General features: G+C 65.0%; 25 protein-coding genes, 1 tRNA gene and 3 pseudogenes. 17 read left to right on the top strand and 12 right to left on the bottom strand.

What is annotated here, in order from left to right; translation table 11 throughout:
- Positions 1-202: 202 nt before the first annotated feature.
- From CRP45_RS35225 to CRP45_RS35215, 4 genes and pseudogenes are all read left to right on the top strand, one after another.
- Positions 203-1,027: pseudogene (locus CRP45_RS35225) on the top strand (asparagine synthase-related protein); the annotation flags it as partial.
- 184 nt (positions 1,028-1,211) lie between these two features.
- Positions 1,212-1,607: an asparagine synthase-related protein gene (locus CRP45_RS35220; RefSeq protein ID WP_143861327.1), complete on the top strand. Its 396-nt coding sequence runs from the start codon at positions 1,212-1,214 to the stop codon at positions 1,605-1,607.
- 70 nt (positions 1,608-1,677) lie between these two features.
- Positions 1,678-1,938, top strand: a complete 261-nt coding sequence (locus CRP45_RS04060) for a lasso peptide biosynthesis PqqD family chaperone (protein WP_097243827.1) — start codon at positions 1,678-1,680, stop codon at positions 1,936-1,938.
- A pseudogene (locus CRP45_RS35215) lies at positions 1,931-2,346 on the top strand (lasso peptide biosynthesis B2 protein). Before CRP45_RS04060 ends, CRP45_RS35215 begins: the two are co-directional and overlap by 8 nt.
- A gap of 588 nt (positions 2,347-2,934) precedes the next feature.
- On the opposite strand, the gene CRP45_RS04050 reads toward CRP45_RS35215, so the two are convergent.
- Complete coding sequence (locus tag CRP45_RS04050) at positions 2,935-4,041, bottom strand: DUF6670 family protein (RefSeq protein ID WP_097243826.1); 1,107 nt, start codon at positions 4,039-4,041, stop codon at positions 2,935-2,937.
- 600 nt (positions 4,042-4,641) lie between these two features.
- On the opposite strand from CRP45_RS04050, the gene CRP45_RS04045 reads away from it, so the two are divergent.
- Together CRP45_RS04045 and CRP45_RS04040 are read left to right on the top strand one after the other, a co-directional pair.
- Positions 4,642-4,854, top strand: coding sequence for a CopG family transcriptional regulator (locus CRP45_RS04045; protein WP_097243825.1), 213 nt, complete (start codon positions 4,642-4,644; stop codon positions 4,852-4,854).
- Between the two features lie 1,569 nt (positions 4,855-6,423).
- Complete coding sequence (locus CRP45_RS04040) at positions 6,424-6,888, top strand: hypothetical protein (RefSeq protein WP_143861326.1); 465 nt, start codon at positions 6,424-6,426, stop codon at positions 6,886-6,888.
- Between the two features lie 32 nt (positions 6,889-6,920).
- Here the strand turns inward: CRP45_RS04040 and CRP45_RS04035 are convergent, their stop codons facing one another.
- Positions 6,921-7,352, bottom strand: a complete 432-nt coding sequence (locus CRP45_RS04035) for a hypothetical protein (protein ID WP_097243823.1) — start codon at positions 7,350-7,352, stop codon at positions 6,921-6,923.
- Positions 7,353-7,419: 67 nt separating this feature from the next.
- Here CRP45_RS04035 and CRP45_RS35210 point away from each other — a divergent pair, with 67 nt between their 5' ends.
- Together CRP45_RS35210 and CRP45_RS33650 are read left to right on the top strand one after the other, a co-directional pair.
- Positions 7,420-7,575, top strand: a complete 156-nt coding sequence (locus CRP45_RS35210; RefSeq protein ID WP_097243822.1) for a WXG100 family type VII secretion target — start codon at positions 7,420-7,422, stop codon at positions 7,573-7,575.
- 9 nt (positions 7,576-7,584) lie between these two features.
- The gene (locus CRP45_RS33650; protein ID WP_179830748.1) at positions 7,585-7,740 is read left to right on the top strand and encodes a hypothetical protein; all 156 of its coding nucleotides are present in this window, start codon (positions 7,585-7,587) and stop codon (positions 7,738-7,740) included.
- Positions 7,741-8,290: 550 nt separating this feature from the next.
- Here CRP45_RS33650 and CRP45_RS04020 read toward each other — a convergent pair.
- The 3 genes from CRP45_RS04020 to CRP45_RS04010 all read right to left on the bottom strand — a co-directional run bounded on the left by CRP45_RS04020 (position 8,291) and on the right by CRP45_RS04010 (position 10,017).
- Entirely contained in the window at positions 8,291-8,713 is a 423-nt protein-coding gene (locus CRP45_RS04020) for a hypothetical protein (protein ID WP_097243821.1), read from the bottom strand.
- Positions 8,714-9,025: 312 nt separating this feature from the next.
- Positions 9,026-9,397, bottom strand: a complete 372-nt coding sequence (locus CRP45_RS04015; protein ID WP_143861325.1) for an IPT/TIG domain-containing protein — start codon at positions 9,395-9,397, stop codon at positions 9,026-9,028.
- Positions 9,398-9,543: 146 nt separating this feature from the next.
- Positions 9,544-10,017, bottom strand: a complete 474-nt coding sequence (locus CRP45_RS04010) for a hypothetical protein (protein ID WP_143861324.1) — start codon at positions 10,015-10,017, stop codon at positions 9,544-9,546.
- A gap of 746 nt (positions 10,018-10,763) precedes the next feature.
- Between CRP45_RS04010 and CRP45_RS35205 the strand changes: the two genes are divergently transcribed.
- Positions 10,764-10,940: a carbohydrate-binding module family 14 protein gene (locus CRP45_RS35205; RefSeq protein ID WP_097243818.1), complete on the top strand. Its 177-nt coding sequence runs from the start codon at positions 10,764-10,766 to the stop codon at positions 10,938-10,940.
- A 604-nt stretch (positions 10,941-11,544) separates the two neighbouring features.
- On the opposite strand, the gene CRP45_RS03995 is transcribed toward CRP45_RS35205, so the two are convergent.
- Positions 11,545-12,081 carry a thioredoxin family protein gene (locus CRP45_RS03995; protein ID WP_143861323.1) on the bottom strand — a complete coding sequence of 179 codons (537 nt, stop codon included), beginning with the start codon at positions 12,079-12,081 and terminating at the stop codon, positions 11,545-11,547.
- Between the two features lie 172 nt (positions 12,082-12,253).
- Here CRP45_RS03995 and CRP45_RS33135 point away from each other — a divergent pair, with 172 nt between their 5' ends.
- Positions 12,254-12,508: a hypothetical protein gene (locus tag CRP45_RS33135; protein WP_143861322.1), complete on the top strand. Its 255-nt coding sequence runs from the start codon at positions 12,254-12,256 to the stop codon at positions 12,506-12,508.
- Between the two features lie 27 nt (positions 12,509-12,535).
- Here the strand turns inward: CRP45_RS33135 and CRP45_RS03990 are convergent, their stop codons facing one another.
- Together CRP45_RS03990 and CRP45_RS35200 are read right to left on the bottom strand one after the other, a co-directional pair.
- The gene (locus CRP45_RS03990; protein WP_281256176.1) at positions 12,536-13,480 is read right to left on the bottom strand and encodes an IS3 family transposase; all 945 of its coding nucleotides are present in this window, start codon (positions 13,478-13,480) and stop codon (positions 12,536-12,538) included.
- Positions 13,481-13,515: 35 nt separating this feature from the next.
- A pseudogene (locus CRP45_RS35200) lies at positions 13,516-13,731 on the bottom strand (transposase); the annotation flags it as partial.
- An 82-nt stretch (positions 13,732-13,813) separates the two neighbouring features.
- Between CRP45_RS35200 and CRP45_RS33125 the strand changes: the two are divergent.
- From CRP45_RS33125 to CRP45_RS03975, 3 genes are all read left to right on the top strand, one after another.
- Positions 13,814-14,374 carry a hypothetical protein gene (locus tag CRP45_RS33125; protein WP_179830747.1) on the top strand — a complete coding sequence of 187 codons (561 nt, stop codon included), beginning with the start codon at positions 13,814-13,816 and terminating at the stop codon, positions 14,372-14,374.
- A gap of 116 nt (positions 14,375-14,490) precedes the next feature.
- Complete coding sequence (locus CRP45_RS03980) at positions 14,491-14,718, top strand: hypothetical protein (RefSeq protein ID WP_097243814.1); 228 nt, start codon at positions 14,491-14,493, stop codon at positions 14,716-14,718.
- 68 nt (positions 14,719-14,786) lie between these two features.
- A complete protein-coding gene (locus CRP45_RS03975; RefSeq protein ID WP_097243813.1) occupies positions 14,787-14,975 on the top strand; it encodes a hypothetical protein in 189 nt (62 codons plus the stop codon).
- A 138-nt stretch (positions 14,976-15,113) separates the two neighbouring features.
- Here the strand turns inward: CRP45_RS03975 and CRP45_RS03970 are convergent, their stop codons facing one another.
- A complete protein-coding gene (locus CRP45_RS03970; RefSeq protein WP_097243812.1) occupies positions 15,114-16,064 on the bottom strand; it encodes an NmrA family NAD(P)-binding protein in 951 nt (316 codons plus the stop codon).
- Positions 16,065-16,187: 123 nt separating this feature from the next.
- Here CRP45_RS03970 and CRP45_RS03965 point away from each other — a divergent pair, with 123 nt between their 5' ends.
- Both CRP45_RS03965 and CRP45_RS35055 read left to right on the top strand, forming a co-directional pair.
- Positions 16,188-16,721 carry a winged helix-turn-helix transcriptional regulator gene (locus CRP45_RS03965; protein ID WP_097243811.1) on the top strand — a complete coding sequence of 178 codons (534 nt, stop codon included), beginning with the start codon at positions 16,188-16,190 and terminating at the stop codon, positions 16,719-16,721.
- A 347-nt stretch (positions 16,722-17,068) separates the two neighbouring features.
- The gene (locus tag CRP45_RS35055; RefSeq protein WP_084483260.1) at positions 17,069-17,641 is read left to right on the top strand and encodes a GFA family protein; all 573 of its coding nucleotides are present in this window, start codon (positions 17,069-17,071) and stop codon (positions 17,639-17,641) included.
- Positions 17,642-17,697: 56 nt separating this feature from the next.
- Here CRP45_RS35055 and CRP45_RS03955 read toward each other — a convergent pair whose 3' ends face one another.
- Positions 17,698-17,892: a hypothetical protein gene (locus CRP45_RS03955; RefSeq protein WP_218841070.1), complete on the bottom strand. Its 195-nt coding sequence runs from the start codon at positions 17,890-17,892 to the stop codon at positions 17,698-17,700.
- On the opposite strand from CRP45_RS03955, the gene CRP45_RS33645 reads away from it, so the two are divergent.
- Complete coding sequence (locus tag CRP45_RS33645) at positions 17,851-19,296, top strand: recombinase family protein (RefSeq protein WP_179830746.1); 1,446 nt, start codon at positions 17,851-17,853, stop codon at positions 19,294-19,296. The genes CRP45_RS03955 and CRP45_RS33645 overlap by 42 nt on opposite strands.
- A complete protein-coding gene (locus CRP45_RS34175) occupies positions 19,293-19,556 on the top strand; it encodes a hypothetical protein (RefSeq protein ID WP_097243808.1) in 264 nt (87 codons plus the stop codon). Before CRP45_RS33645 ends, CRP45_RS34175 begins: the two co-directional genes overlap by 4 nt.
- Here the strand turns inward: CRP45_RS34175 and CRP45_RS03930 are convergent.
- Together CRP45_RS03930 and CRP45_RS03925 are read right to left on the bottom strand one after the other, a co-directional pair.
- Positions 19,535-19,622: transfer RNA gene (locus CRP45_RS03930), tRNA-Leu, on the bottom strand. The two genes, CRP45_RS34175 and CRP45_RS03930, sit on opposite strands and share 22 nt — an antisense overlap.
- Positions 19,623-19,718: 96 nt before the next feature.
- Positions 19,719-20,588, bottom strand: a complete 870-nt coding sequence (locus CRP45_RS03925; protein WP_097243807.1) for an NAD(P)-dependent oxidoreductase — start codon at positions 20,586-20,588, stop codon at positions 19,719-19,721.
- Positions 20,589-20,705 lie beyond the last annotated feature (117 nt).

The raw sequence follows: 20,705 nt of genomic DNA, 5'->3' as shown, positions 1-20,705 counted from the left end.
CCCGGGAGCCCCGCCTTGGCCGAGCACCCCCTCACGGTCAACCTCCGCGAGGACCACCTAGCTGCACCGATCGACCGGTGGCTGGCCATCCTGTTCAATCGGGCCAATCGCGATCGGACCATTGCCAGCCTGTTCGCGGCCCAGAACGGCAACGACCACGACACACATCGGGCGTTGCTACGGCGACGTATCGCCGACGCCGATGCCAAGCTCGAACGCCGTGCCCGACGGGCCGGTGACGATCGCCGCCGATCGCGCCGACGTGCTGGCACAACTCACCGCCGCCGGTATCGACGAGGGCGGGCTGGCGCTGCGGCTGCTGTTCCCGCACGCGCCTCACCCACTCGATGCCCAGCCGGTGTGGGACGGGATCCACGCAACCCCCGGCGACTGCTTCCTGCACCTGAACACGGCAGGTCGGCCCGGGTGTGGTCCGCTGGTGGAATTGCCCGCCACCGGAGCAACCCTCGGCAGGCTGTGCCGCGCGACTGCGCGAGACCCTGCGCGCCTCGGTCGCAGTGCGCCTCGGCCCGGATCAGGCAGTCAGCGCCGACATGTCGGGCGGGCTGGACTCCACCAGCCTGTGTTTCCTCGCCGCCGAACAGGGACCGCTGTAGCGTTTCACCAGCGCAGCGTCGACCCCGGAAACGAGGATGCGGTATGGGCAAAGACCGCAGCCCGCGCCCTGCCTTGGGCCGAACAACTGGTCGCCGACCTGTCGGACCTACCGGGCAAGTACGCACCACCGGGCGACTGCGATCCCGAGGATGTCTACTTTTGGGTCCGTTCGTTGGCCGACCTGCGCGCCATCGCAGGCATGCTGGCGGCCACCGGTTCCCGCGTCCACTTGGCCGGACACGGCGGTGACGAGGTACTCACCGCGGCGCCGTCATATCTGCACATGCTGGTCCGCCGCCACCCCCTGACCGCCATAGGGCACATCCGGGGCTACCAAGCCGTCCGCCGCTGGCGGACCTCGACCCTGCTACGCGAACTGGCCGACAGGTCGAGATACGCGCAATGGCTGCGGCGGTGCACCGACTTGCTGCTGGAACCTCCGCCGGACTGCCTGACCCCCAACCTGTCCTGGGGCGGCACACCCCGCCTGCCGTCTTGGACCCCCCCCGCCGCCGAGTTCGTGGCCGACCAACTATCCGAGGCTGTGCGGTCGCAACCCCCCACCACTGGCCCCCACCCGCCACCAGCACCGGATGCTGTACCACGCGGGCGTGTGCGGCCGGATCGTCCGCCAGACCCGCCGAATCTTCCAAGTCGCGAACGTCGCCCTCGAGACCCCCTACCTCGACGACCGGGTGGTCGAGACCGCCCTCGCGGTGCGTCTACGAGACTGCGGCCACCCCGGGCGCTACAAGCCCCTGCTGACCGAGGCGATGACCGGCATCGTGCCGCACTCAACCTGGCACGCAGCACCAAAGGCGAGTTCAGCGCCGAAACCTACCTCGGGCTGCGCCGCCACCGGGCCAAGCTGCTGGATCTGCTCGACAGCTCGGTCCTGGCCGAGCGCGGACTGGTCGACCAGGACGCGCTGCGCCGGGCCGCTGCCGCCACCTACCCCCGAGCCGATCCCCTGTGGCGGCTCGACATGACCCTGGCCTGCGAACTGTGGCTGCGTGCCCAGCAGTCGATGGCGCTCACCCCGAACCGAAGGTCCCCGTGATGCCTCTGACACTGCGCCGCGATGTCAGCGCCGTCGCCGCCGGTGCCCGCATCGTCTTACTTGACGAACGGTCCGGCCGGTACTGGCAGCTCAACGAGACCGGGACGCTCGTCATGCGCGCACTGCTGGACGGGGCGCCGACAGCTGACGCGGCCCTGCTCCTGGCAGAGCGCTATCGGATTCCCGTCGAACGAGCCACCGACGACATCACCGCGCTGCTGCACGCCCTGGAAACTGCGGGACTGATCGGCGATGTCTGACCCGATGGCACTGGAGAACGCTCCAGCGGTGCACGGCTGGGAAAGGCTCCTCGCCCGGCTGGCAGTGGCGGGAGCGTGGCCGTTGACCAAGCTGTCCCCTCGTCGTCTGCGCCGCGTACTGACCCTTGTTCACCGAGGAGCCGCCCCGGCAACGTACGGTCAGGCGCTGGCGGCGCGCGAGTCCGTGGTCGCCGTCAGCGTCCGCTGCGCCGGGCAGGGCTGCCTACACCGCGCGCTGGCGACAGCGCTGCTGTGCAGAATGCGCGGGTATGGCCGGTCTGGTGCAGCGGGGTGCGTACCGAGCCGTTCCGCGCCCACGCCTGGGTCGAGGCAGAGCGACTGCCTGTGGGCGAACCGTTCCCCACCGGCTACTACACCGCCACGCTGACAGTTCCGCCGTGCCGGTGATCAACCGACCGCAAGGCACCACGAGATACGTCAAGACCCGTGAATCCCAAAGTTTCAGGCGACCTCCTGCCCCGCCCTGATCACCGCGGAAGCGGGATCACAGTCGGGAAAGGCCAAGTCGGCGGCCAGCTACGGCAAGCCGATATTCACGGCGAAGCAGTTTCTCGTTTGGACTCTGGGCGGCTGATCGAGGCAGCTACAACGAGCGTGGAAAACCTGGTACTGCTCGTCTCAGACAAGACCCGTTGCGGCTAGCTGTTTTTCATCAGAGGGGAAGTGCGAATGGTGCGTCCGTCTCGGTTCCACCGCACCACTGCTTCGCGCCCGGTGCTGCTGTGGCCATATCGACCGGCCACCAGGTGATTCGGCCCTGCTTGCAGAGCAGGCACGCCACTGACGCGTGGCCCACGGAGGTCGACCCGCGAGCCGAGCAGCGTCCGTCGATCAGGTGAATCAGCTTGGGTTACACAGCATCTGGAGTCGAGGTGGGAATTGCTGGTCGTCGATCCCACCGCGGGTGTATCGCCGGGACGAGAGTTCGTCGGCCGCTGGAGGTGGTGCCGATAACCGCAAACCGATGGACCGAGCTCAGTGGGGTGTCGGGAGACCGGTGAGGTAGTCGGGCGCCGCGCGGTTGGCCTGCTCGTTGTCGATGTATTCCATGTAGCCGCGGGAGTCGAACTCACGACCCTGGAAGTTGCCGTGGCATCGGTAGCCGAGGATGTAGCCGCGGCCGACACCGAAGCGTGGCGGCGAGTCGACGGTGCCGTGGACGATCAGGTCGTCACCGGCCGTCCAGGTGAACCGGACCGGGAGCCGCATTCGATTGCCGTAGGGGTCGACAGTCGTATCGGCGGCGTATTCGGTGACCTCGAACCGCACGCCCCTGTGCGATACCCAGGTTTGCTGACCGGCCGAGCGGTGATACGCCATGGTCACCAGGGGTTTTCCAGAGACATGGACATCGGCCAACAGCAGGTGCGTGCGGTCATCGATACCGATCACCTGGTAGGAGAAGAAGTCGAGCGGCACCTTCGCCGCGGCGCCGAACGGGCGGTCGACGAGGCCGTGTAGGCCGACGCAGGCGGCGTACTCGAAGGTGCCGACCCCGGAGACCTCGGTGCGTTCGCCGCCGTTGGCGATCCAGCCCTCGTATTCGACGAACAGGCTGAGGTGGTCGTACGCCGGTATGCGGGCGAACCAAGCGACCTGGCCGTTGGCGCGTAGCCGCAGGTCGGCGGTGAACCCGTCACGGTGCACCGTCACCCGGAAGTTGGGGTAGCCGCCTTCGATGATCACGTCACCGCCGAAGTCCAGCAACGACCCGTCCGGCTCCAACCGGCATTGTTCGGTCATGGAGTACGCCCGGTAGAACGCTGCGCCGGGCGCGGCCGTGGACACCGACACGGTGACGGTGTCGCGCGGGGTAGTGGTGACTGCGTGGTCGTTGTCCAAGGCGGTCGCGCCCGGCAGTCCGGCTATCACCATCGTGCTGAAATACCGATGCGGCTCGGGCAGGTCGGGAATCATCACCCCGTAGTGGGTCCACCCGTATCGATGTCCACCGACGTGCGGCTTCAGCATGCCGGGCCGGGTGAACGGTTGCCCGGTCGCGCGGATGGCCGACCCGGAAAACCGTGGAAGCACGCGGAATGCGGCAGGCTCCAGGGTTCGCCAGAACAGGTTCGGTCGCATGCGTCGAGACGCTACACAGGTGGAGGAAATATATGCAACTAACAGTTGCATATACCGTGCTTCTGCTATCGGCGACCGACAGTTCAGCGTCGACACCCCGGCCGGTGCGGCATACCTGCGCCGGGGTGCCGACTATCCGAGATCGCCGCCCGGGCAGCCACATGACTGCCCATTCGGCGACCGTGAGCCGACGCGAAGGATATCGGCTCACGCCCTATCGCCAAGTCGCACCAGGAAATTGGAACCTCCGCGACGACTGGCAAATCGGACCATACCAGCGTCGGCACGCGCACAGACCGTGATCCGAGGTGATATGTGTTACTCAAATTAACAGCTCTGAACAGAGCCGTCATCGGCAGCATCTGCCAGTAGCGACTCGGAGAGGCGACGAACAACTCATCGACCGTGACAGCGATCAGACAGCTGGGCAATCGACCAGCATCCCGATGGCTCATTCCGGCGCCTCACCTCGACCCACGGAGTCACGCCTCACTGGGCCGACGGTCGGGGACGAACAACACCGAGGAGAATCGTCGCTCGGCCGTTCAAGATCGAACCCATGATCCAGCCGGAACCGCCGCGGCAGGCAAGGCCGATGTAGTGCGGCTGTCAATCAACTTGGCCCCAGACGTTGCCGCTGTACTGCGTGACTGGGCCGAGCGGAAGAGGATCAGCGCGACCGAGGCTGTTCGCCGCGCGATCATAGTGTGGAACTTCATCGAGACAGAAAAAGCCAACGGCAATGGCTTCGCCGTCGTGGAGAATCTTCCCGGCGGCAAACAGCGCATCCGGGAAGTCGTCCTGATCGACTAACCACCAAGTGCGAGGGCGTTGATCACCGCCACCGGCGGGATGCTCAGGACCCCTTAGAAGTCATCTAGACGATCGAGGGGCAGGTGCTGGATTGGGCACCTGCCCCTCGACCACTGCAGCGCGTCGAGACCCGCAATCGCCGCTTATCGGCGCTCAGAATCCGTTGAGATTCTCGCCGGACCCAGAGGTCCGGCGCTGCCCTGAACGAGCTGTAGTTATAACCCAGCGGACGAAATACCGACGCATGAACGACAACTCATCGACACGATTTACCCACGTCGCCACTTCGGAACCCTCCAGGGACTTCCATTGCACCCCACGTTCCGAACTCACCACCAACCGGAAACCATCGCACCACCTAACCAAACAGCCCGTGCCCTTCCAGGGGTTGAAGGCGGCTCCGCTGACGCCTTCGCTGCAGTCAGTGTCGCCAGCGTCTGCCCTCGGAATCCTATTGGTAGCAGCGAACTTAGCGGCTCCGCGCGACGAAACAGGCTTTCCCCAATGGCTATCGACTCGCAACCTCGATACGAGATGGCGTACCACGCAGTCACCCAGATACTGAATGGTGGCGGCGACGGGGACTGCCTTCGCCCTTGTGGCTGTCGTGACCGCCGCCGCTTCGCTCGAACCCTTCTTCGCGTGGCAGCCGCTGTCGGGAGCAATGGTGGAAACTTCGCACCGATTCAACCGGATCAGACACGACCGGGAGCCTTAGGCCGCCACGACCACGCCGACTTAACTCGATCCCAACGAGTCCTTGAATCCGATGAGTACCAGCGAATGTGGAAGGATCAAAGCACTCGCTGGCTGAGTTTCCGTGACCACGCCGACAATTAGTACACGCGAGGCACTTTGGGAGGCACGTACTGCAGGTGGGTCATGTCTTAGGCGGGTGTTGTTCAGGGGGGCCGAGGTCTGCGACTCGGAGGATTTGAACCCCTGACCCTAGCTCCGAAAACACCCTGGTCAGCGACCTGAGATTGGCTTAGAACTGCTGCTCACCTGCCGTTTCGCGACACGTCAGTGCATTTCACGACCGAAAATAGCGGGTTTTTAGTGACGGCGTCAACATCGCAGGTCAGCGACTTCTTCCTGCACTAGTCGTGACACCGCTCCGACTGCTGTGGTGACGACGTCACCACACCCGGAGAACGCCCGAATGTCGATCGTGCGGGCCCTCTCATCGCCTGAGCGCTTCAAATCAGAGCGGTGTCCGCCTCCCGACGGCTGCCTGTCACGTGAGACGGACCGGGTTGCGCCGTGCAGCCCGCTCGCCTCATCCCCAAGCCTGAAGGAAGGAAACGCACCACATCTAAGAGCCCGCCAGACCGTTCCGACCCAGGGAGCTGGGTAGGGTCTCTTCAGCGACGGCTGAGGGAGTGGAGTGGCGTGGGGATTCGACGACTCGCAGTGGCGGCGGGATGGGCCCTTGCGGTGCTCGGGTGTTCGTCGGGCGGGACGACGGTTCCCGATCCGATCACGACGACGACCGCACCGGCGGCTGATTCTGCTCCTGCGCAGGCCTATTCATGCACGGCCGCGGCGGCATCAGGTCAGGTCTTCACTATGGGTCGGACTCCGGAACGTCCGTTCACGTTGTCGATCCCACGGCTCGCGGATTGGACCGAGCAGCCCGTCAGCGGTGGCGTCGGTGGTGGGTTGACGGTGTCGCGCAGTGATGTCGAGGCTGGGAGGTTCGGCAATCCGAACGGCACGGTGGCGGTGACCGTGCTGTCGCGGGAGCAGAGTGTGGAGGGCGCGTGGGCGCGGCTGGAGAGCTTGGCCCGGGCGGGGAGCGGATGGACTCAGGATGGGTTCGATCGGGTCGAGGTGTGCGGTCACCGTGGCTTGCGCGCGGCCGCAACCTCGACGGCGCCTGCGGGTGTGCGCGATGACCGCCTCGCGGTGGCATTCGAGATGGGTGGGGCGGTGTATCCGGTGATGGTCACCGGACGGACGAACGCTGCGGCGACCGAGGCGATTCGCGCTGATGTCGCCACGATTCTCGGCGGGGTGCAGGTGACCGGCTGATCTAGCCGGAGAGCTATCAGGCTGGGATCCGGTCAGCCCCACAGTCGTGGTGTGCCGACTGCGGCGTTCGCGGCGGCGAGACGGATGTCGAGGCTGTCGGAGGTGATCGCGTAGGGCACCAGCACGTCGATGGCGATGCCCTCGCGATGTTCGAGAAGGGCTTTGATCGCGTCGCCGGTGATGGGGGCGGTCGCGGTGACGTCGAATACCGCGACGCGGGCGCGGAGTCGTTCCCGATCGTTCGCCAGTTGGACCGCGGTGATGAACTGCTGCTCGGTGCGTGTGGCGGGGTTTCCGGGCGGGAGCTTGCGGATCACGGTGTTTCCGTCGATGTCGACGACGAGCATGAACGGGTCGAAGGAGTCGGCCGTTTCGAAGGTGCGGGCTACGGCGGTGACGCTGTCGCGCAGCAGGGTGTCGAGGTCGTTTTGAGCCTGCTGTGAGGCTGTGCTTCTCCAGCCCATGCGTGGTCCCCACCTTGCCGTGCGCGAGATACAGTGGCTACCGTTCGACAGGTGAAGGGGATAGCCGATGGCCGAGGGCAGTTTACAAGCCGACCCGGCGGCCTTGCGTCAAGCGGCGACCGATCTGCGAGGTCATCATTTCCGGCTGCATGAGGCCCTCTCAGCGATTCGAGCCGAGCAGAACAGCCTCACGCAGGTCTGGACTGGTACTGCGGCTGATTAGGCGTCGGCGGTGTGGGAGGAGATACGGCCCCGTCTCGGAACGCATTTCGACAAGATCAACGAGTTCGCGACCAGCCTGACAGCCACCGCCGCCGCGTTGACCGATCAAGACAGCCACAACGCAGGCGCGGTCACCGCAGTCACCTCGAGCCTGGATCTGCCGTGACCGCACGCGCTTACGATCTCGCGGCGATGCAGCGATTCATCGACGTGCTCGACAAACAGATCACCGCCCTCACCGACGAGGCCGCGGCGGTGAAGCGGACCGCCGAGCGGCTGCTGTCAGGATTCTCGGGCTCGGCAGCGATTTCTACACACCAAAGGATTCCAGCAGAGCACAGTTGCTGGAGGCCAAGGAGAATCTTCAGCGCATGGTGCCAACGTTCCACTCGCCGAGGACGAACAGGCCGCGATCGACGACGGCCGAGCTGCCCTCGATCGTTTGCTGGAACGCCTGATTGACGTCCCCACTACCGACGGCGCAACACCCCGCCAGATCGCCGTATCGGCCACCACCGGCCTGCTACCGATCATCGCGGTCAACCAGCGCAAATAGGGGGTCCGGGAACATCCACGAGAAAGTCACGCTATGCAGTTACCAGGCGGTTGTCCGGGCCGGCGGTGGGTCAACTCCGGAAACTATCTGCGGTAGTGGCCCGGACCGGGCTCTGCCGGACAGGAAGACCACGTCAAATTCGCTCCGGGATCCCGGAGGACTACTGGACGATTGCGTACCTCATGACGGAGTCGACCACTTCGTTTTGGCCAGGCGCAAATTTGATGAGTTCTACGGTGAGCTCGATCTTTTGGCCTTCCCGGTAGGCATCCTCTAGAAAAAGGCCGCCATCCACGGCGTCGCCGACTCGCGCAAACGACTCCACTGAGACCGTTGTCGTGCCGGGTTCGCCGTCACAGACTACGTCCGCCCATCCCCGACGCACCTCGCCGTCGAGGTTGCCGTTCTCGGCCTTGACCTCCAGGCGATTCGCCTGACCGGGATCACAGGCGTAGGTGATCTCGACATTCAGTGGCGACGCCGGATCACCGGGTGTCGCTATGCGTGCCGGCCCGACCGACAGCCTCGTATCAGCGGCGGCGGGCCCGGCCGCAGCGAGCATCAGGGCGCCGGTCAACGCCACAGTCGAAGCAAAAAATGTTCCACGAACCATAACCTCGAGCCCTTCGGTAGGGGTAGGCGCTGGGACAGATCCTTCGAGCGGACAGCAGCCTAGCCCACACCACACTCCAGTTATGCATAGTAACTAGGGATGACGGCATGGTGACGGTCGACCAAACCACCCCTACCTGGGCACTCCCGAATCAATCACATCGACATGAAATCGCAAGTTCAGCAACAGGATCCCGCCCATCTGCTCAGCGCGACTTTTCTTCCGGATGAGCCTCGAAAAACTCCCGTACCCGACAAGCGGTCTCCGTCCAGACCGTCTGGTTCACCAATCGGCGTAGTCCACCATGGTGAGCCGGTTGGCGTTGTTTTGCGCCTTCACTATGGTGCCCCCAGTCGTTCCGGTACTCGACAAGCGGTCTCCGTCCCAGACCATCTGGTCCACCAGCGGATTCGTGGCCACCTTGGCATTGACGACGACGTAGAGATCGTGAATTCCGGTTTGCCCCGTCGCCGGACTGACCAGAGTTATCTGGCTGTCGCTGTCCACCGTGTAGTCCACGACGTCGAATCTCTTGCCGTTGAGGTCTTTGAGGTACAGCGGGCCGGCACCGGTGAAACCCGACCCGTACACGGTGATCCGAGTACCGCCCCACATCTTGGCTTCCCTGGGGTCCATCCCTGTGATGAGTGGCATCGACCTGTCTCCTTCGGATGAGGCTACTTCGGTACTGGTGCGAGACCAGCGTGACAGTCAGTGGTGCGCCTGGCACGGCGCCGCGGGTTCGCCCCTACTCTTCAGCGGCCGGGGTGGCGTCCGTGGAAGAAGCAGAGCGTAAGCCGTTAGAAGTAGGCGTTGCGGATGCCGGTGGAGTTGTAGTGGGGTTGGGTGACCACGTCGAATGCCTCGGCTGTTGTGTACTGTTCGGGCCTGGCCAGGACGTTGTTGCTGCTCGGCGTGGCGAGCACGATGTTTCTGTCGTACTTACAGCGGACTTTCTTCTTTCTGGTGTGTTCGGTGGTGATGGTGAAGCTTTGGTCCGCCAGTCCGTCGTAGCGCCGGGCAGTCACACCGGCCGCGGTCATTCCGAGGGCCATGTTGGAGAACATGTTGCGGATGCCCTTCGATCCGTCGGCTTGGTCGACTATGACCAAGTGCTGCTCGGGCAGGTTGCCATACGGCCTGGCGGTCACCCGGCCATCAACCGTGATACCAAGAGTCAACCGATGCTCGCCCGACAAGGAGTCGGCATCACTGCCATCAGCAGAGGTGACTTCGGGCTCGGGGTCTTCCTGATCAGGTGTGAGATCGGACATGGCTTGTCCCCTTCGCTCGGCCGCGCGTAAGGCCCGCCGGCCCCCGCTCGGATGCGGTCTAGCCGGAAAACGCTCTGCTGAACAGGATAGTTGACCGGAGGCATCCCCGGGCTGATCCCGGCAAATCCCTAGCTCACGTCGGCCGCCGCGCGCGCCATGCCGCGAATCCCGATGGCTGTTCCCGGGCCGACGCGCTGGCCAGCCGATCCATCCCGAAACTCTCGGAGCCCTGATCAAGGCCCTCGGCATCCCCACCAGGCCGGGCCGGGTCGGCGCGCTGCACCAGCATGTCCTCGAACTGCCCGCACCCCCGACGCGCTCATCGGCATTACCGCGCGTCGGGAAGCACTGTGGCCCAAACAGTTTGGACTGCCGACCAACGCGCGGGTTGCGGCATTACCGTGCATTTCGGTCCACGGAAGATCCTGCGGCCGAGCTTGCCGCGGCTATCATGCGCCGCTCAGTCTTGCTCACGCGTAAACTCCCTCGGCGTCAACAGATTTCGTTCGGATGAGGATGGTCGATCACTGGTTTGTTCGGGTTTAGTTGCCGAGGTCAGATGTAGTCGACGAGTGAGTGGCCAAGTCCGGAGATAGTTGGCGCACAAGTGACGCCAGTTCAGAGATGGATGTTGATAGGTCATTCCGCCGCCGAACGGTATCGCCGCGGGTTAACCTCGCCGTTGGAGACTCAACGGATGTTGATACAGATCGCATCACCGGCTCTCGCGCAGGAGGGACACCGCTATGCACGCATCCGAGGTATTCGACTGCACCAACAAGGAGAACGGCAAGTATCCCCATCCGGAAGACAACACCAAATACATCACGTGTTCCAATGGGGTCACCTACGTGACTGACTGTCCAGCAGGTCTGCGCTTCGACCCCGAATCGCAGACGTGCGACTGGCCACACCTGGTTTGAGTCGGCAAAGTCCGGCTGGCCTGCACGCCGTTTTTGATGCTGCACCCAACGCCATCGTGCGAAGCTCGGCTGTCGGTCGACGGCAGTGAGGGCTGCCACTTTGACGTGGAACGGACAGTCACCACAGGGTCAGCGCGCCGTCGGCGTCGATGCGAGCGCGTGTGCGTCGTGCCGAGGCGGTCGGGGTCGCATCCTTCGCCGGTAGGCCGTAGTTCTGGCGCACCGATTCCTCGAGCGAGCGATCCGGGAAGAGGATTCCAGCGTCGACGAGCTGTTTGAGCGCGCCCGCGATTCGCCTCGAACCGCAGCGTCAGATCCTCCGGTTGCCAGCGGCGTATCAGTAGGTCCTCCAATTCGATTCGCTGCGGAGGGCGCACACCCGGCGCGAGAGCTGGAAGCAGTTCGACATCCATGCGGGCGATAGTGGCGGTCCAACCGGTCGTACAGCAACTCAATATCTGCGGTCCTGACGATGAACGATATTCCGCATGTGCGCGCGTTGGAAGGCCCTGCCGGGCAGCCATTTTGGACGGTCGACCAACGCGCGCCTCGCGGCATGAGCGGGTACATGAGCATCCGCTCTGGCGACTGCGGACCGGTGCGATCATAGAACTTCCGCGAGCCGCGCGACGAGGTCGTCTTCGCTGACCACGCCGTGAATCGTCTCGACCGCTTCCCCGTGGTCGAACACTATGGTCGTCGGGACCGCAGTCACCCTATACCTCTGTGCGGTCCGCGGATTCTGCTCGATATCGAGTTCCGTGAACTTCACTTCGTTGCCGTACTGCTTGGCGACGTTCCCGTACACCCGCTGGAAACGCTGACTGTCCCGATTCCCTGCGGTGTAGAACAGAACGGCGCACGGCCCTTCCTCACGGAGCACCGACTCAGCGAACGTCGTGTCGGTCACTTGCTCGACGCGCCCGCTCGGTCGCGGCGCCCTCACCGGCCGAACATCGGCGTCAACATTCGCCGCAGCCCGACCGGCCCAGAACAACTCCCCGCCACCCACACCGACAAGCCCCACGAGAGCGACAACCAGTACAGCTCGGAGCACGCGCACATTACCTCCAGAAGGATCGGACCAGGCACACGAGTTGAGCGCTCCGATCGTTGCACGCTCGTGGTCGCCGCGGAGCATCAACAAGAGGGTGTGTTAGGGGCGGGGCCCAGGGCCGACCGGTTGGCCCTGTGCTCTCGACCGAACCGCGGGGTCGAGCAACCTGTCATCGGCATTATGGCGCGTCGCCAGGTGTGAGGTCCCGCAGGATCGAGGAAGCCGGCACGTTCGAGCCGGCGTGTCGCCTTGCTTAGTGCAGTTAAGTTCGGCGAAGGCCAAGGGCGTGCCGCTGGATGTCTGGCGGGCAACGCATTTGGGTGATCAGCCGTATGTGCATGCGGTCGGCTACAACGCCGAAGAAATCCGGCGTATCAACGGTGATTCCTCGATCACACTCGGTGGGCGCCGTCAGCCGATCTACCCGCTGCACACCGCGGGGTGGTCCAGGGAGCGGTGTCAGGGGTATCTGTTCGGGTTGTTCGGGGTGTGGTGGCCGAAATCGTGTTGAGGTTCCCCCGCTAATCCGGAGAGCGGATTATCTGGTTCCAGCCGGAACCCGTTGATGGTAACCAGCTTCGAACTCATCCGGTGATCGCCAGCCCAGCTTCTTCTGAATGCGCTGTGTGTTGTACCAGCCATCGATGTAGGCGAACAGCGCGTTCTCGGCCTCGTCGCGGGTGCGCCAGGTTCTCCGGTAGACCAGTTCGGTCTTGAGGGTGGAGAAGAAGTTCTCCATCAGGGCATTGTCGTAGCTGTCGCCGACCGAACCCATCGATTGAGCGATTCCGTTGTCTGCCAACCGATTAGCGAACCGGATAGCGGTGTAGGTCGACCCGCGGTCGCTGTGGTGAATCAGCTGGCCGTCACGGATTTCCCGACTCCAGACCGCGTATTCCATCGCACTGAGCACCAACTCGGTGTCGCAGCGGTCGGAGGTCTTCCACCCGACGATCCGGTTGGAGAACGCATCACGCACCGCAGCCAGCCAGAACGCGCCCTGACCGCACGGGACGCGGGTGGCATCGGCCACCCACAACCGGTTCGGTTCGGCGGCGGTGAAGTTGCGTTCGACCAGATCCGGTGCGGGCCTGGCCCGCGGATCCTGCCGCGTCGAACCGAGCCGCCACTTCTTACGCAGGAAAGCGCCCTGCAACTGCGCGGCGCGCATCAACCGTTCCACCCGTTTGCGGCCGACCCGAATCCCTTTGCGCCGCAACATCGCATGCACTCTCGGTGACCCGTAGGTGCCGCCGGAACTGGTGTGGATATCGACGATCTCGCCCAGCAGTTTCTCGTCTTCAACCTTGCGGTCTGCTGGCTGTTGCGCGCGTTTTCGCCACTCGTAGTAGGTCGAGGATGCGATGCCCAAGACCCGTGGAAGGAGCTCGACCGGGTGCTGGCTGTTCTGTTCGATGAACCGCATGATCCCCGCCGGGTCGGGCCGAGCTCCGAGGCGAAATACGCACTCGCAGAACGCAATATGTCGTTGACCCGCTCCAACTCCGCGACCCGTTTCTTCAACGCGCGGTTCTCGGCCAGCATGTCGGTAGTCGGTTTGTCGTCACGTTCGCCGGCGTCGGCCTCGGCTTGGCGGATCCACAGCCGCAATGCCTCGTGATGCACCCCGAGCTGAGCGGCCAGCTTCCGGATCGTCGGCTTGGGATCGGACTCCCGATACAGCCGCACGGCCCGGGTCTTCAACTCGTCGGGGTACTTCTTCGGTGCTGCCACGAATGACTCCTTCCGGTCTCGGACCACAGTCAGAGCCCTCAGAGAAAGCGGGGGAACCTCATGTTGCCGCCAATGCTGTTTCGTGTCCCGGCCGAGCTGGCCCGAGCAGCTGGCCCGCTTCCAAGCCGCCCCGGCCGAGGCGTTCAAGCATCTGGTCGATGAGTACGTCGCGCTCGCCCTCAACCGCAACTCGGGGCTGTTCGGGCCGGGCAAGTCGCTGACCGATCGGTTGCGCCGCGATGGCGCACACCAGGTTCTGGCCTTGGCCGCCGCGGAGTTGGACCGCTGCCGGTGGGCGGCGTATCGGGTGCGGCGCTGCTACAGCGTTCCCGCCCGCGCGTGGCGCGCGGTCGAGGTCATCGCCCGCGGCGATCGCGCCCACACCACGGCGCTGCTGCATCGCCTCGCCACCGAACTGCGGGTCAGCCCGCAGGTCGACGGCGAGCACGTCCGTGTCTGGTTGACCACGCCGTCGACGAGCTATCCGCGGTTGGAGGAGTTCTTCGTCTCAGCCCCGGATGTGGTGGCCCCCAAGGCGCGCAAGGGGTTCGAAGCCCGCTGGTACGGGCACGCCGAGGATCGGCTCCTCGCCCTCGAGGACGCCGCGCTCGCGGTGGCGACCGCAGTGCCTGTGGCGGCCTAAACCTCGGCCTGCCTGCGATGTCTCGTCCTGCGCCGTAGTTGCTTTGCCTTTCCCGTCCCCGTGAACGCCAGGTCGGAGCGTCAGCTCCGGTCTGGCGTTCTTTCGTTTTCTGGAAGGTGCGCCCGTCATGCCTCACCCTTATCGGCGACGCGATCACCGAACTACTCTCCGCCACAGTCACTTTCGATCCATCCGAGCCGAAGCTCGATGTCGACCTGGCGGTGTCGTTCCTGTTCACCGTGGTCGTCGGCATGACCGTGCAACACGACAACGGCATCCAGGCAACGATCTCCGGCATCAGACCCCAGATCGAGCTCATCCTGCGCGCCGCCCAACTCGCCTGACGCCAGAACGCACTGCCGCGCGCTTCCGTGCACCGGCAGTTCGTCTACCACTCATCAGGAGCACCAAAATGGACACCGCCACCGAAACAGACTCTCCCGCCCGCCAGCGCGAGGACCCAACTATCACCGACATGCTGTTGAGCGAAACGGAAGTCCTGGCGATCCCAACCAGCGTTGACCTCGAACTGTTGCACGCGACGCTGTGTGGCCTGCGCGCCGAACTCGACCGTGCCGCCAACCACGGCCGCTCGGCGTAGCGGACGAGGAGACCACCAGTGCCCTACAGCGAGGACCCGTTGTGGGTCCGCATCGATATCCCGCAGTCGGCGCGGATCTGGAACTCCTTTCTCCGGACTAAGGGTGCATATGCCTGAACAGTTTCCGTGTCCGATGGATCAACGGCCGGGGGTCGCGACGAAGTGGTGGCGGTGCTCGCGGAGGAACTCGGTGAACGTCTGCGGCGTGCGGCCGAGGGCCTCGGTGAGCGCGGCGGCATCGGTCGGCGGGGCCGAGGGCAGCCGGGAGAATCCCGCACCGATGGTCGAAATATGCTGTGCCATCGCGAGGTTGACGGATGATTCGGCGCCGCTGTGTGCGAGGTCTTCCAGTTCGCTCTGCCATTGCCCGGCGGGGATGTGGGTGTATCGGACCGGCGCTCCTGTTTCGGCGCCGATGAGAGCTGCGATTTCGGCGTGGCTGTGCACGGCCGCCCCCAGCGGGTAGAGCGTGGCGCCGCGAGGGTATCGGGCCGGGTCGGTCAGGGCGGCCACGGCGAGATCGGCGGCGTCGAGACCGCTGATCCACGGCACCGCGGCATCGCCGAAACTGTTGGCGAAGCCACCGGTCCGGCGGATGGATCCGGCGTGCAGCAGCACGATGTTCTCGTAGAACAGCGCCCGGATCCGCAAGATCGTCGGTTCCAGTCCTGCCCAGGACAGCACCTCCTCAGCGGCCCATTGCGCGCGTCCCAGTCCACTGGGGCTGTCGGAGGCCGAGACCCCCATGGACATCACCACCAGTCGCGGCGTGGTCGCGGCGTGCCGGATCGCGGAGGCCAGATCGGCCGCGGCCTGCACGATGCCGGGAGCGATTGGGTAGGTGAAATACACGGTGTCGACGTCCTGCACGGCCGCGCCCAACGTCCGGTGATCCAGCAGATCGCCCACGACGATCTGCGCGCCGAGAGCGCGAAGGTGTTGTGCGCGTTCGTCATCGGTGCGTACCAGCACCCGCACCGTGTGATGGTGTTCGCGCAGACGCCGCACGACATGTGAACCGGTGCCACCGTGTCGCCCGCCCGCGCCGATGACCAGGGTGGTTGAGGGGCTGTCGGTAGAGGAAGTCACAGGTGCGCCTTTCGATCGTTCACCAGGGGTGAGATGTGGCGGCTCGAGATCCGGCCGCGGCGCCAACGCTAGAACTAGTGACTACTATTATGCAAGTTACTAGGGGCGTGAAAGGATCAGCGGGTGCGACGAACGAGTTTCCAAGCGATGGGGTGCCCGATAGCGGGCGCTCTGGAGTATGTCGGCGACTGGTGGACGTTGCTGATCGTGCGCGACGCGCTGGACGGGTTCACCAGATTCGACGAGTTCGAACACAACCTCGGCATCGCCCCGAACATGCTGACCAGGCGATTGCGCGCACTGGTCGAATCCGGGCTGCTCGAACGCAGGCGCTACAGCCAATCCCCGCCCCGCTACGAGTACCTCATCACCGACAAGGGCCGAGACCTCTCCCCGGTCATCGTCGCCTTGTACGCCTGGGGCCGCAAACACGCGGGAACGGACGCGCCGAGTGTTGTCCTGACCGATCGGGACACCGGGGACGAGATCGTGCCCAGCCTCATGGACCAGCGCAGCGGACGCCCGCTCTCGACCGTCAACCTCACCTTCTTAGCGGGCCCAGGGGCCGACCCCTTCATGCGTGAACGCCTGGACCCCGAGTTGCGAAAGGCGCGGCGCCGACGTGTCGACAACGGCGACTCCGGCCAGGGCACATAGCGCAGGACGCCCCACCGCGCGTGAAGCTGCTCGGTGAGGTTCCCGTAGACCTCCATCATGTCTTGCGCTCGATCGGCCGGAAAGACACAGGTGACGACGTCGAAGCGCAGCGATGTACTTCGCCGAGCCACGACGCCGGTCGGGGCCGGATTCGCGCGATACTGTGCGGCAATGCTATCCGGGGACAATCGAGCACCGGCTCACCGCAATAAGTTGCGAACAGTCGCCGGGCGCCGGCTCGTAACGATGGGAAGGCGGCTGCTGAGCGATCCCGTTTCCAGCGGAGACGTCGACACCGCGCAGAATAGCTCCGCCGGACAATTTCTGGCAGGGGGGACAAAACAAAGGTGAGGGAAAGTCAGCTCGCCCGAAGCCTCACATCGGATGTTGCCGCTTCTCTGCACCATGCGAGCGGACTCGCCGTCGGGTGTGTGACAGAGTTGCCCGTGCCCGCGCGGTGTCGCGACGGCGAAGGATGTGCCGAGCAGCGGCGTTATCGGCGACCAGATCGCGCGGCCTCGAATGAAACGGCATGGTGCCCAACAAGAAGGAGCGACGTGAACGGCGGCTGTCTCTGCGGCAATATCCGGTTCTCCGCGACCGGTGACCCGGATTTCCCTCACCTGTGCTCGTGCGAGCACTGTCAGCGGCTTTCAGGCGGCCCAGTGATGTCGTGGGTGTCCTTTCCCGAGGAAGGTTTCGCTTGGACGGGCCCAGGCGGGGAACCGATCTGGTTCGAGACGTTCCCGGGGATCGGTCGGGGATTCTGTCCGGCGTGTGGGTCGTCGGTTGCGTCCAAGGGCGATGAAGCAGGCTTGGTGGGAGTCACGATCACGGCGCTCGATGACCATTCCGACCTGGTGCCGGTCAAGCAGAGCTTCGCGAGCAACGCGGTCCCGTGGATGGCCCCGCTGGGTTGATGTGTCGCCTTGCGGGACAACCAATTTGGGCTGTCCCGCAAGGGCGTGAATGTGTTCTATCCGGTGCGCGGCGGCGGTGCCAGTGTGACCATCACCGGCCCGGCCGGCGCAAGCCGCGCCAATCGCTCTGTCTCTGTGCGCTGCTGCCGCAGGAAGGACAACGTCAGGTCGATCCCTTCGATCTCGCCGAGCCAGGATTTCTGTTCGGCGTGCGCCCGCTGTGCGACCAGGTCTTCTTCGATCTCGGCCAAACGAGTGAGCATCCTGGGGTTGATGTTGAGCATTGGGAGGACAACCAAGATCCCGAAACCTCGTATCGGTGGCAGCGGGGCAACGCCGAGAAGTTCGTCGCCGAGGACTCGATCGTCGAGGACTACTTCGACGTTGGCCAGTCGCGCTCGGTGCCATGGCATCGTCGTCCCGAGGCCGCGCGCCTGCTGGCAGATCTGAAGAGCCATACGCGCGGCTGGTCGGCGATCGTGGTCGGTGAGGGGACACGCTGCTGGTTCGGCAACCAGTTCAGCCTCGTAGCGCCCCGCATCCAAGCGCACAAGGTCGAAGTCTGGGTGCCCGAGCTCGGCGGCCGCGTCGACCCTCGCAACGTGACCCACTCGATCATGATGAGCATGCTCGGCGGCCTCAGCGAGTCCGAACGCCAACGCGTGCAACAGCGCACCGGAGCCAGCATGGATGCCCAAGTCCTCAACGAAGGCCGCCATCAAGGTGGCCGAGCACCGTATGGGTACATGGTTGTCGACGGTCCACCACACCCGAACCCGAACCGGGCCTCCGACGGGTCCCGGCTGCGAATCCTGTCACTCGACGTGGCCACCGCGCCTGTGGTCCAACGAATCTTCCGCGACTACATCGCCGGCCGAGGCGACAAGGCCATCGCCCACGAACTCAACCGCGAGGGCATCCCCTGCCCGTCCGCACACCGGCCCGAGCAGAACCGGCACCGATCCCAAGACGGCTGGCAAGCCAGCACCGTCTCCGCCATCCTGCAAAACCCCCGCTACACCGGCTACGCCATCTTCGGCCGCTGGAACAAACACGAAGAACTCCTCGATCCCGACGACGTCGCCGCAGGCCACATCACCCGCCTACGTCGCTCCCCCAACCACCGCATCATCCGATCCAAGAAGCCCGCACACCCCGCCATCGTCACGGTCGAAACCTTCACCCAAGCCCAACTCGTCCGCAGACAACGCGCCGGCACAGGCATCGGCGCCCGCGGCCGCCTGGAACGCACGAGGAGACCCTCGCCACGCGAATATCTGCTGCGGGGGCTGCTGCGCTGCGATGCGTGCGGCCGCAAGATGCAGCCCGAAGCGGTCAGCGGAATCGTCTACTACCGCTGCCGCGCCCCAAAACCCTGGTCCCCGCCAGCCCCGTCCTGGCCGAGCACCCACCCTCGGTCAACGTGCGCGAGGACCACCTCGTCGCACCGATCGACCGCTGGCTGGCCACCCTGTTCCATCGGACCCATCGCGACCACACCATCGCCAGCCTGCTCACGGCCCAAGACGCCAACGACCACGACACACACCGCGCACTGCTGCGACGCCGTATCGCCGACGCCGAAGCCAAACTCGAACGCCACCTCGCCGCCATCGAAGCAGGAGTCGACCCCCAGGTCCTCGTCACCGCGATGAACACCGCCCAAGCCGAGAAGGCAGCAGCACAAACAGAGCTACACAACCTGCCCACCATCCCCCGTCTGACCGAGACCGAGATCCGCAAGCTGATCGATTCCCTCGGCGACATCCCGGCCGTTATCGCCGCGGGAGCGCGATCCGACAAAGCGGACCTCTATCAGGCCCTCCACCTCGACATACGGTATCGGCCCCGACAGCAGCTCGCTGCTGTCGGGGCCGACCTTGGGTTTAGCACTGGTGTCCGGAGGGGGACTTGAACCCCCACGCCCGATAAAGGGCACTAGCACCTCAAGCTAGCGCGTCTGCCATTCCGCCACCCGGACCGGTGGTGCTCAGCAAGGTTATCGGATGTGGCGGCTGGGGCCAAATCGCGGTACGAATCGCTGGTCACCGGGTGGTTCGGGGGCGGATGGGGCGGGTCAGCGCAGCTCTTCGAAGGTGCGCTCGAAGGCGAGGGCGCCGTGGCCGTCGGCGACCTGACGGTCGATGAGGTTCTTGATCGGACCGATCACATCGAGCGCGACGCCTGCGTCGCGGCTGGCGCGCACGATGGCGTCCATCGCGGCCTTGTGGAAGTTCAGGTGCTGGACGTCGGTGGTGTAGTCGCCGCCGTCGATGATCCGGCCGTACTCCGGGATGAGCTGGGCCATCGCCGTCACCCAGGCGGTCGCCCGCTCGGCGAACGCGCTGACCGAGGCGCCCGCGGAGCGCGCGAGCGCCGCGCCGTGCAGGAAGCCGGCGAACATCCCGTACATGCTCGACAGCAGGGCGAAGTCCCAGGTGGACGCGAGACCCGCGTCCTCGCCGAAATAGTCTGCGGCGGCGGCGGATTCGAGCAACTCGCGGTTGTCGTCGAAGACCTTGCGCGATCCGCTGTACAGGATGGACGCGCCCGGCTGCCCGATCATCGGCGGCACCGCCATGATGCCGCCGTCGAGGTAGTCGATGCCGTGCTGCTCGGCCCATCGGCCGAGTTCGCGGGCTTCCTCGGGCGCGGTGCTTGTCAGGTTGATCACCTGCTTGCCAGACAGTCGCTCGGCGACCGGGTCGAGGGCGGCGTGCACCGAGGCGTGGTCGAGCAGGACGACCACGATCACCTCGCCCGCGTGCACCGCCTCGTCCACGGTGGCCGCGCCGACCGCTCCGGCCGCGACCAGGTCGGCGTCCTTTCCGGGGGTCCGGTTCCAGACGACGGTGGACCGTCCGGTCTTCAGGAAGGCGGCCGCGAGGGCCTGGCCCATCGCGCCGAGTCCGAGGACCGTCACCGGGTTCTGCTTGTTCTCCGCCATCGCGGGTCAACTCCTTTGGGTTGGAACGTTGTGGTCAGCGCGCTGGAATCAACAGTGCTCGAGTGGCGTTGGGTCGACAAGTACCTACTATTCGGTCGGGTACTTACCAACATGTGT

This window comes from Nocardia amikacinitolerans (assembly GCF_900215415.1).
Taxonomy (GTDB): Bacteria; Actinomycetota; Actinomycetes; order Mycobacteriales; family Mycobacteriaceae; genus Nocardia; species Nocardia amikacinitolerans.
The sequence above is the reverse complement of the archived record's forward strand: the minus strand, read 5'-3'. Positions and strand labels throughout refer to the sequence as shown.